The sequence below is a fragment of the Nioella sp. genome, from assembly GCF_964229645.1.
GTDB lineage: Bacteria > Pseudomonadota > Alphaproteobacteria > Rhodobacterales > Rhodobacteraceae > Nioella.
This window is the reverse complement of sequence record NZ_CAXREX010000028.1, coordinates 1-9762: the sequence shown is the minus strand read 5'-3', so window position 1 is coordinate 9762 and position 9762 is coordinate 1. Positions and strand designations below refer to the sequence as shown.

Annotated in this window: 10 protein-coding genes and 1 tRNA gene; 2 read left to right on the top strand and 9 right to left on the bottom strand. The window is 62.9% G+C overall.

Annotated elements, in window-relative coordinates; all coding sequences use genetic code 11:
- From ACEQXV_RS01915 to ACEQXV_RS01900, 4 genes are all read right to left on the bottom strand, one after another.
- A partial coding sequence (locus ACEQXV_RS01915) for a LacI family DNA-binding transcriptional regulator (protein WP_370267634.1) occupies positions 1 to 838 on the bottom strand: 838 nt, incomplete at its 3' end.
- A gap of 112 nt (positions 839 to 950) precedes the next feature.
- A complete protein-coding gene (locus ACEQXV_RS01910) occupies positions 951 to 1751 on the bottom strand; it encodes a 3-methyl-2-oxobutanoate hydroxymethyltransferase (protein WP_370251128.1) in 801 nt (266 codons plus the stop codon).
- Positions 1748 to 2059: a MocE family 2Fe-2S type ferredoxin gene (locus ACEQXV_RS01905; RefSeq protein WP_370267632.1), complete on the bottom strand. Its 312-nt coding sequence runs from the start codon at positions 2057 to 2059 to the stop codon at positions 1748 to 1750. Before ACEQXV_RS01905 ends, ACEQXV_RS01910 begins: the two co-directional genes overlap by 4 nt.
- Before the next feature lie 76 nt (positions 2060 to 2135).
- Entirely contained in the window at positions 2136 to 3212 is a 1077-nt protein-coding gene (locus ACEQXV_RS01900; RefSeq protein ID WP_370267631.1) for a fatty acid desaturase family protein, read from the bottom strand.
- 138 nt (positions 3213 to 3350) lie between these two features.
- Here ACEQXV_RS01900 and ACEQXV_RS01895 point away from each other — a divergent pair, with 138 nt between their 5' ends.
- A complete protein-coding gene (locus ACEQXV_RS01895; RefSeq protein WP_370267630.1) occupies positions 3351 to 4376 on the top strand; it encodes a substrate-binding domain-containing protein in 1026 nt (341 codons plus the stop codon).
- 31 nt (positions 4377 to 4407) lie between these two features.
- Here the strand turns inward: ACEQXV_RS01895 and ACEQXV_RS01890 are convergent, their stop codons facing one another.
- From ACEQXV_RS01890 to ACEQXV_RS01870, 5 genes are all read right to left on the bottom strand, one after another.
- Positions 4408 to 6288: a bifunctional sugar phosphate isomerase/epimerase/4-hydroxyphenylpyruvate dioxygenase family protein gene (locus tag ACEQXV_RS01890; protein WP_370251124.1), complete on the bottom strand. Its 1881-nt coding sequence runs from the start codon at positions 6286 to 6288 to the stop codon at positions 4408 to 4410.
- A gap of 174 nt (positions 6289 to 6462) precedes the next feature.
- Entirely contained in the window at positions 6463 to 7200 is a 738-nt protein-coding gene (locus ACEQXV_RS01885; protein ID WP_370251123.1) for an FkbM family methyltransferase, read from the bottom strand.
- Positions 7201 to 7249: 49 nt separating this feature from the next.
- Positions 7250 to 7326 (bottom strand) — tRNA-Arg (locus tag ACEQXV_RS01880).
- 51 nt (positions 7327 to 7377) lie between these two features.
- Positions 7378 to 7851, bottom strand: a complete 474-nt coding sequence (locus ACEQXV_RS01875; RefSeq protein WP_370251121.1) for a GNAT family N-acetyltransferase — start codon at positions 7849 to 7851, stop codon at positions 7378 to 7380.
- Positions 7852 to 7856: 5 nt separating this feature from the next.
- Positions 7857 to 8168 carry an ETC complex I subunit gene (locus ACEQXV_RS01870; RefSeq protein ID WP_370251120.1) on the bottom strand — a complete coding sequence of 104 codons (312 nt, stop codon included), beginning with the start codon at positions 8166 to 8168 and terminating at the stop codon, positions 7857 to 7859.
- Positions 8169 to 8526: 358 nt separating this feature from the next.
- On the opposite strand from ACEQXV_RS01870, the gene ACEQXV_RS01865 reads away from it, so the two are divergent.
- Positions 8527 to 9762, top strand: a 1236-nt coding sequence (locus tag ACEQXV_RS01865) for a DEAD/DEAH box helicase family protein (RefSeq protein ID WP_370267629.1), incomplete at its 3' end; no start/stop codon positions are given.

Genomic DNA, 9762 nt, shown 5'->3' with positions numbered 1-9762 from the left:
CAAGGGCCACCTCGTGCGGCGCGCGCATTTCGCGCAAGGCCGCAATTGCCCCCTCCATCCCGCCGCCCGCGACATAGATGCCGCGCAAGTCCGGGTGGCGATTGAGCAGATCGAGCGTCGCCTCGTAAGTCAGTTGCCGTGTTTCCAGGTTGACCAGCGTATCCAGCACCGGAAAGGCGGGCGCGTTTTCCCGCAGGAATGAGCGAAACCCCACCTCGCGCAGGTCATGCCCATGCCAGCGGTTCCCGCCCACGAAAAGCGCCAGCTTCCCCGGTTGCGTCACCGTCTTGGAGATCATCCAGGCCGCCACGCGCCCCACCTTGACGTTGTTCATTCCGACATAGCTGCGCCGGATGCCCTGGGCGAAGTCGTTGAGCAGCGAGAAGACGGGGACCCCGCGCTCTTTCAGATCCTGAACCACCCGGTTTAGCCGCTGATGGTTGACTGCGACACAGGCCAGGGAGTCGACCTTGCGCCCAAGACGCTCCATCAGGTCGGCAAATTCCTCCGGGGATTGCGACTTGGCGTAGCGGATGACAGCCTCGCCCTCGATATCGCTGCGCGCGGCCACGGCCTTTTCGATTTCCCGGGTGAAGTTCTGGTAGAATTCCTGCGAAGGCTTCAGCAGCACGAAGCCGAACCGCATCTTCGGCAATTTCGGCAGCAAGCGCTGCTCGACCAATCCGCGTCCATGATACCCCACCTTGCGCGCGGCCTCGGCGATCTTACGCAGCGTTTCCTCGCGCACCTTCATCCGGCCATTCAGGGCGCGGTCCACGGTCGACACGCTGACCCCGGCTTCCCGGGCCACATCCTTGACGGTCGCGCGATTGGCCATGTGACGGTCCTCCTCCCCTGGCAGGTGGACCCATTTCTATCCCATTGATTGCAAAGGGTCTAACAGGAAATGACGTTTTCACGTCATCTCCCCCTGCCCTAGTGCTTGTCAGTCAGTCGAGCGCGTCCAGAAATTCCAAAAAGGCCGCGTCCGAGATCGACACCACATGTTCGGCTGCGGGATAGGCACCGCTGTCGACATCGGCCTTGAACTCGGAAAAGGCCGCGACGCGCTCAACCTGAAGCCGGTCCAGCTCGGCCCGGAAATTGCGATAGGTCTTGGCGTGACGCGGCTTGTGCCCGCGCGTGTAGCCAAGCACGTCCTCGGCGAACAGATACTGCGCATCCGCATGCGGTCCGGCCCCCATGCCAAGCAGCACCAGCGTCGTGCGCTTGGCGATCTCGGCGGCAACCCGGTCGGGCACAACCTCAAGCTCGGCCCCGAAACAGCCGATCTCTTCCAGGCGCTTCACGTGGCGATAGACCGCCATCGCGCTGTCTGCGGACTTGCCGACGGCCTTGAAGCCCCCTGTCCAGGTCGCCTTGGACGGGATGAGCCCCACGTGGCTGACCACCGGAATGCCGTCATCGGCCAGCGCTTGGATCGTGCCGAAGGATGACGCGCAGTAGCAGCAGTCGCCCCCGATCCGGGTCACCCGATGCGCGGCGCGGAGATAGTCCTCGGTCGTGACCAGTTCGCCATAGAGCAGCCCCACTTGCACGAAGCAGTCTCCGGCTGCTTCGCGCATCTCGGGCGTCCAGACCGGATCGATGATCGACAGCATGTCGATTCCCGCCCGCGCAGCTGCGTCCGCCTCTTCAGGGGTATTGACGAAAAGCATGCTCAACTGCCGCTTGCCCTTGAGCGCACGAATATCGGCAACCGTGGGGCGGCAATGGGAAAAACCGCTCATATCTGCACCATGACCCGGTCACCCTCGACCTTCACAGGGTAGGTGTTGAGGTTCACGCAGGCCGGTGCGCGCAGCGCCTCTCCGGTGCGATAGTCAAAGGTAGCATTGTGCTTTGGGCATTCGATCTCGTAGTCCTGCACAAGCCCGTCCGAGAGATGCACCTTTTCATGGGTGCACAGTCCATCGGTGCAGAAGAACTCTCCATCCGGGCTGTGATAGATGGCAAAGGTGCGGCCCCCATGATCGAAGCGGATCAGGTCTTCTTCGTCGATCTCCCCTGTTCCGCAGGCATCGATCCATTGGCTCATGTCTTGTCTCCCGTTCTCGTCCTGAACCCCGGCTTCCCATGGGCCGGGGGCATTATCCTGGTGACTGGTGCTGGGGTCATTCCGCCGCCGCAGGCAGCCCGGCGTGGAAATCCTCTCGGTAGGGTTTCGCCGTGGCGGGCAGTTCGCGCTTGATAAAGAAATCCTCGTATTTCAACTGGCGAAGCAGCGCGGGCACCATCTCGGCCATCGCGTCGCCGATCGAACGGTTCGCCGCAGGAAGATCGTGCTTGATCGCCTCATGCAGTTGCGGCAGCGCGTGGTAAGGCACCATCGGGAACATGTGATGTTCAACGTGGTAGTTCATGTTCCAGTAGATGAAGCGGCTGATCGGGTTCATGTAGACCGTGCGGCTGTTCAGCCGGTGGTCGACCACGTTATCGGCCAGCCCCCCATGTTGCAGAAGTCCCGTCATGATGTGGTGCCAGGCCCCGTAAAGCCGCGGCAGCCCCACCAGCATCAGGGGCAGGATGGAACCCATCCAGATCGCAACGGCAATCGTCACGGCGTAGATCAGGGTAGAGACACGGGCGACCTTCACGACCTTGGCCCATTCGCTTTCGGGCACGAAGGTCTTCTCCTCGGGATGGACCCCGATCACCGCATTGTAGAGCATGCGTCCGAGGGCCTTCCAGGCATCGACGATACCGAAGATGTTCAGCACGAGGCGCAGCAGATCGGGCGGACGCATGACCGCGATTTCGGGGTCGCGGCCAACGATATAGGTTTCCGAGTGGTGGCGCGCATGGCTCCATCGCCAGGTGGCCGAATTGCGCATCATCATGAAGGACGCGATTTCATAGAGCACGTCGTTCATCCAGCGTGTCTTGAAGGCGGTGCCATGGCTGCATTCGTGCCAGCGGCTGTCCATGGCGGACCCGTAAAGCACCCCATAGGCCAGCCAGAACGGCGCGGACCACCAGCTTGGCCAAAGCGCGATGCCAATCGCAGCAAAGAGCCCCATGCAGCCGAACAGGATCACCGTGTCGCGGATCGCGGGCGCATCACTGCGCTTCATCAGCGCCTTCATGTCCTTGCGGGGCACATCGGTGTGGTACCATTGGGCGGCGGCCAGCCCGGTTTCAACGGCGCGGGCACCATCGGCGCCTAGAAGCGAGTAATCGCGTGAACCCATCGTTTCCTCCCTGACAGACAGGATCTTCGCCCGACCCTAGGAGGAGCGCCTGTGACTCGCATAGCGCCTCCGGTTGCAATCACATCATTTCACATCAATAATGAGACCATCTTTGATGTAATCACATGAAAACCACGCATGGCCAAACGCCCCACGATCCAGGATCTCGCCCGCGAAGCCGGGGTCGGCGTGGCCACGGTCGACAGGGTGCTGCACGGGCGCGGCCACGTCCGGCAGGCGACCGCCGAGCGGGTTGCCGAAGCCGCCGAGCGGATCGGCTACCACGCTGCGGGACTGCTTCAGGCACGCGCAGCGACACGGCCAAAGATGCGCTATGGCTTCGTTCTGCAAAAGCCGGCCCAGGCCTTCTATCGCGACTTCGCGGCCCGGCTTGAACGCGCCGTCGCCGATCACCCCGAGGTCGAGGGCCGGGCAGATATCCTCTTTCCGGCACACCAGACGCCAGACGATTACTGCGACGCGATCCGCAGGCTGGCCGACCGTTGCGACGGGGTGGCCGTAGTGGCCCCGAACCAACCCCAGATCGCTGCGCTGCTGCGCGACCTGCGTGCCGAGGGAAAGCCGGTTTTCACCCTGCTCAACGACCTCGCGCAGGGCGACCGGCTTGGCTATTTCGGCACTGACAATATCAAGGTGGGCCGCATTGCCGCCTGGATGATCACCACCCAGCTTCACAGCCCCGGCAAGCTGGCGACCTTCGTGGGGTCCAGCCGCTGGCACGGGCATATCCTGCGCGAAACCGGGTTTCGCAGCTACGTGCACGAATTCGCGCCGAAGTTTCAGCTGCTGGATACGATGGTCAATCTCGACACGCGCCAACTGACCTACGAAGCGACACTGGACCTGCTCGAACGCCACCCCGATCTGCGCGGTCTCTACGTGGCTGGTGGCGGGATGGAGGGGGCCATTGCCGCGCTTCGCGACAGCCGACCAGCGGGCCGCGTGGCGCTCGTGGTCAACGAGATCACACCCGAAAGCCGCGCCGCCCTGACCGACCGCTACGCCTGCTTGGCCATGGCCACACCGCTGGCAGAGCTTTGCCGCCGCGTCGTGGCCGCCATGACCGCGGCAAAACTCAGTGGTGCGCCGCCCCCCGGACAGGTGTTCATGGACCCGGTCCTCTACACGCCGGAATCGGTTTGACCCGATCCGGAACACCCGGCCATCACCTGCGCTAGGCGCGCGGCATACCCTTGGGACGCGACAGCCGCTTCTGCGCGGCAATGCGGAACGGGGCATTGGGCGCGCCGTAGCCATCATAGGACCCGCGCCGCTCGACGATCTCGAAGAACATCGCGCTGGCGAAGGGGCGTGAATAGAGCTGGAAGAACTCTTCGTCGCCCTCGCGGTCATAAAGGATGCTGGCCGCCTTCATAGCCTCCAGCAGATCGGGCGCCAGATCGAAACGCGCGGCAAGGTCTGCGTAGTAGTTTTCACTGATGGGAAGTGGCTCGAAGCCAAGCGTCGCCAGGTTCGCTGCGGTCTGGAAGATGTCGGACGTCGCAAAGGCGACATGCTGAACGGAGGCCCCGAAACTGTCGGCCAGGAAGCCGCCCGCAAGCGTGCGATGGGTCTCAGCCCCGTTAAGCGTGATGCGGAAGCGCCCGTCAGCCGTGGCCAGCGCTTGGCTGCGCACCAGCCCGTCAGGGTCGATCACATCCAGCATCGGCGATTTCTGCATGCCGAAGAGCGATGTGTAGAAGAGCGACCAGCTCAGCATCTCGTCATAGCTCATGGTTTGCGCGACATGGTCGATCCGGGTCAGCCCCGATATGCCCGGTGCCTCGCCCGTGGGCGTGAACTCTGTTTCCCATACGTGATCCAGCGACGGGTCAAGGAAATGCAGGACCGATCCACCAAGCCCCTCGATCGCGGGAATATCCAGCTCTCCCGGGCCGCGATCCTGGGCGAATGGCTTGGAATCCAGCGCAACGGCGCGGGCCATCGTGTCGGCGGCCGATCCAACCCTCAGGCCAATGTCACAGACATTGCTGCGCCGCACGGTAAAGCTGTGATCGGCATGACCCGACAGTTCGGAATTCAGGACAATGCGAATCTCACCCTGCTGCCAAAGCTCCAGCGCCTTGGCGATATGCCGCCCGACACAGGTGAACCCGAGCTTGCACAGAAGGCCACGGATGGCGTCGGCCTCGGCGCCTTGCGTCGCGAACTCGATGAAGCCGGCGCCCTCCACCCCCATCGGGGCAGGCATGGCAGGCAGGTCCACGCTCAGTTCCGGCTCGGCCCGGCGCACGCAATCCATCAGGTGAACCAGCGACCGGTGCCCGTCACGGGCGATGGCCCTTGGCTGACCTCCCCGGAACTGGTCATTGAAGATCTCCAGGCTGATCGGCCCGGTATAGCCCGTCGCCATGACCGCCCGCATGAAGCGGGTCACGTCGAGGTCACCCTCTCCGGGCATGTTGCGGAAGTGGCGGGACCAATAAAGCAGGTCCATGTCGATGCGCGGCGCGTCGGCCAGTTGCACGAAGAAAATGCGGTCCCCCGGAATACGCCGGATCGTTTCAGGGTCGATCCCGCGACCAAGCGTGTGGAAGCTGTCCAGGATCAGGCCCACATTCGGATGGTCCGCCCGGCGCACGATCTCCCATGCATCCCGGTGGTCATCCACGTAGCGCCCCCAGGCCAGGGCCTCGTAGCCCACGCGCAGGCCGCGCTTCGCCGCCCGTTCGCCCAGTTCGGCGAAATCCGCCGCCGCCCGGTCGATCCCGCCAAGGGCCTCGGGGTGGACCGAGGAACAGACCAGCACAAGGTCGCATCCGAGGTCCTGCATCAGGTCGAACTTGCGTTCCGCCCGGTCGAAGGCCTTGGCCCGAAGTGGGCCGGGCAGACCTTCGAAATCGCGGAAGGGCTGAAAGAGCATCAGCTCCAGCCCGGCGGCGCGGATACGCTCACCCACATCTCGCGGGCTGCGGCTGTCGGCGATGAAGTCCTGTTCGAAAATCTCGATCCCATCGAACCCCGCAGCCGCGATGGCCTCGATCTTTTCTTCAAGGTTGCCCGAGATTGAAACGGTGGCGATGCCGGTCTTCATGCGTCCATCCTCTTCCGTGCCGGCACAGGTTCCGGATCACACGGAGTGTTCTAGAGGTCCGAGACATAACATCAAATGCATTCTGAATTTCGAGATTAACATGATGTTACTTCACGCGCAGGAAATGCAGTCTCGGCCGCATTGACCTTCCACGCTACAATCACCCGATGGGGCTCACCGCTTGGATACGGCGATGAAGTTTGTTGTCGTGAAGACTTCCTCTCGTTCGGAATACTTCACGATAGGCAGGTTTCCAAAGGGCGTGATCCGGTAAATCGCAAAACCGTGGTCTTTGAAAAAGGTCCAGAAATCCCGGAAGTAGGTCCGGGTATCTATGTTGGTGCCCCCGAACTCGAACTGGACCGCGCGGGTAGAGGCAATCGCCTCGCCCGCCCCTTGAAGCGCGTCCAGTTCGTGACCTTCGATATCCAGTTTCAGGATGTCGATCCTCTGCCTCTGAAGCGTGTCGCGCCAATAGTCTTCCAGCCGGATCGTTTGAACGGACTCGGTCTCTTCAAAGCTGAGGTTCAGGTGGCTCAGGTCCCGCTTCGTGAGGCTTCCAAGCCCGGACCCGGGAACGTCCGAAAAAAGCTGGGCCTCTCCGGCGGCGCTTGAAACCGCCGCCGGAACGAGCGTGACACGGGGTTCAGCGCCGAACCGGTCGCGAAGCAGGGCGATATTTGTGGACGAGGGTTCGAAGGTCACGACCCGAGCCTCGGGAAAGCGCTTCAGCAAGGCTGCGGTGTAGTTGCCCACATTGCCGCCCACATCGACGCAAAGCCGCACATCTCTATCAAGAAGTGCCTCGATACACCGGGTTTCCGCGTCGATCGAGCTGGTCCCATAGCCCTTGCCCAACCCCTTCAACACAGGCTTTTCCAAGCCGCGCAGGATTGTGTGGATCAGCTTCATTCGCAAGGCCCCGCAACTCGCCCCACCGGGGGGCCTGAAAGTGCTCGTCTGGCGATCCCGCGAGGACTCGAACCCCGAACCTGCTGATTAGAAGTCAGCTGCTCTATCCAGTTGAGCTACGGGACCGCTGACCTCTAGATGCGCGACCAAGGCCGGGAAGGCAAGCCACAAGGCGTGTCAGATCGCCAGCGTCATGAAGGTGGACAGGGGATCGTCCGTATAACCCGCGTAGGGCCCGCAGGGGGCGAAGCCGGCCCCGGCATAGACCGCACGGGCCGCGGCGTGATCTGCGCCTGATCCGGTTTCCAGACTGATGCGTGCGATCCCACGGCTCTTGGCATCATCCAGCATCGCGACCAGCAGCGATTTACCCACGCCACGCCCACGGGCAGCCTGGGCGACATGCATCGACTTGAGTTCCTCGTGTCCCGCCCCGATCGGCACCAGCGCGCCCAAGGCCAGCAAGTCGCCCGCCTCGCGCAAGGCAAAGAGCCGTGCCCCGGTCTTCACAAGGTCATCGGCAGACTTCACATGGCAGCTGGCATGCGGGCTTTGCGCGCGCATCAGCGCTTCGTGGATGGACAGCAGCCGCGCCACGTCCTCGCGCCCGACATCTTCGAGCGCGATGGTCCAGCGGCTGGCATCGGTCACGGGTCTCAGTGGGTCCAGACCTGGCGGCGGTTGGTGGCGAAGTTTTCGCCATAGCCGCCCTGGCGGATGTTGGCCTTGCGCTTGTGCGGCTGAAGCACGACGGTTTCGATCCCGTGCTCGCGCGCATAGGCTTCGGCCGCTTCGCGGCTGTCGAAGCGCAGCTTGACCTGCGTGTTGGTGTCGCCCGAACCGGTCCAGCCCATCAGGGGATCCACCGCGCGCCGTTCGGCCGGGGCGAATTCGAGGATCCAGGTCTTGGTCTTGCCCATGCCGGACTGCATCGCGTTCCGGGCAGGCTGATAGATTCGTGCACGCATCGGGCAACTCCTTCGGGGTCACGCGCTGTCTTATCACCAAACCGGGCGCAGGATGCAACGGGCATTCTGGTCGCGCTTTCGAGGATGGGGAAAGCAGGTTGCCGGCCAGCGCACGTGGAGCGAGGGGTGGGGTGGGTCGTGCAGGGCCAGCCGGCAACCGTTTGCTGCTTGCCCGCCGAACCTAGGGGCCGGGATGGCCGATCGGCAAGGAAATAGTCCGGGGCATTTCTGGCGAAACCGTTTCAAATTGCTCCGATTTGGCCGGGCTCCTGACACCAGCCTGTCAGCAGTGCCCTGCCCCGGCCTTGCAACGGAACAAAAAGGGACCATTCTAAGGGCAAGAGCCAGGGAATCGTTCATGCCATATTCCAGCACCGATCGCCGCGACATTGCCGAGGCCACCCGCCCCCGTTCCAAGCTGGAAGGCGGCAAGCGCTTCGTCATGCATACCACCTTCGAGCCCGCGGGCGACCAGCCAACGGCGATCGTCGAACTGGCGGGTGGCATCAAAGATGGCGAGCGCGACCAGGTGCTGCTTGGGGCCACCGGCACCGGCAAGACCTTCACCATGGCCAAGATCATCGAGGAAACGCAGCGCCCGGCGATCATCCTTGCCCCGAACAAGACATTGGCCGCGCAGCTCTACGGGGAATTCAAGGGCTTCTTCCCCGACAACGCGGTGGAATATTTCGTCAGCTACTACGACTACTACCAGCCCGAAGCCTATGTGCCGCGCTCGGACACCTACATAGAAAAAGAAAGCCAGATCAACGAACAGATCGACCGGATGCGCCACTCGGCCACACGCTCCTTGCTGGAACGCGATGACGTGATCATCGTGGCCTCGGTCAGCTGCATCTACGGCATCGGCTCGCCCGAAACCTATACGGCTATGACGCAGGACATCGAGGTCGGGAAGGAATATGACCAGCGCGCCGTCATGGCCGACCTCATCGCGCAGCAATACAAGCGCAACGATCAGGCGTTTCATCGCGGCACCTTCCGCGTGCGCGGCGACAGTCTCGAAATCTGGCCTTCGCATCTGGAGGACCGAGGCTGGCGGTTGTCCTTCTTTGGCGAGGAGCTGGAGTCGATCACCGAGTTTGACACGTTGACCGGGGCCAAGACAGACACGCTGGACAAGGTCCGGGTCTACGCCAACAGCCACTACGTGACGCCCACGCCGACGATGAAACAGGCGATCAAGGGCATCAAGGAGGAACTCACCCTGCGGCTGAAGCAGCTGGAGGACGAGGGCAAACTGCTGGAGGCGCAACGGCTGGAACAGCGCACGCGCTTCGACCTGGAGATGCTGGAAGCGACCGGCGTCTGCAACGGGATCGAGAACTATTCGCGCTACCTGACGGGCCGCGCACCGGGTGAACCACCCCCCACGCTCTTCGAATACATTCCCGACAATGCCATCGTGTTTGCCGATGAATCCCACGTCTCCGTGCCCCAGATCGGCGGCATGTACCGGGGCGACTACCGGCGCAAGTTCACGCTGGCCGAACATGGCTTCCGCCTGCCCTCCTGCATGGATAACCGGCCCCTCAAATTCGAGGAATGGGACGCGATGCGGCCCCAGTCGGTC

What these genes read in the sequence shown, in the direction of transcription:
- ACEQXV_RS01910 (WP_370251128.1), bottom strand. Translation starts at nt 1,751, where the DNA reads ATGAGCGGTTTTTCCCATTGCCGCCCCACGGTTGCCGATATTCGTGCG.
- ACEQXV_RS01905 (WP_370267632.1), bottom strand. Translation starts at nt 2,059, where the DNA reads ATGAGCCAATGGATCGATGCCTGCGGAACAGGGGAGATCGACGAAGAA.
- ACEQXV_RS01900 (WP_370267631.1), bottom strand. Translation starts at nt 3,212, where the DNA reads ATGGGTTCACGCGATTACTCGCTTCTAGGCGCCGATGGTGCCCGCGCC.
- ACEQXV_RS01895 (WP_370267630.1), top strand. Translation starts at nt 3,351, where the DNA reads ATGGCCAAACGCCCCACGATCCAGGATCTCGCCCGCGAAGCCGGGGTC.
- ACEQXV_RS01890 (WP_370251124.1), bottom strand. Translation starts at nt 6,288, where the DNA reads ATGAAGACCGGCATCGCCACCGTTTCAATCTCGGGCAACCTTGAAGAA.
- ACEQXV_RS01885 (WP_370251123.1), bottom strand. Translation starts at nt 7,200, where the DNA reads ATGAAGCTGATCCACACAATCCTGCGCGGCTTGGAAAAGCCTGTGTTG.
- ACEQXV_RS01870 (WP_370251120.1), bottom strand. Translation starts at nt 8,168, where the DNA reads ATGCGTGCACGAATCTATCAGCCTGCCCGGAACGCGATGCAGTCCGGC.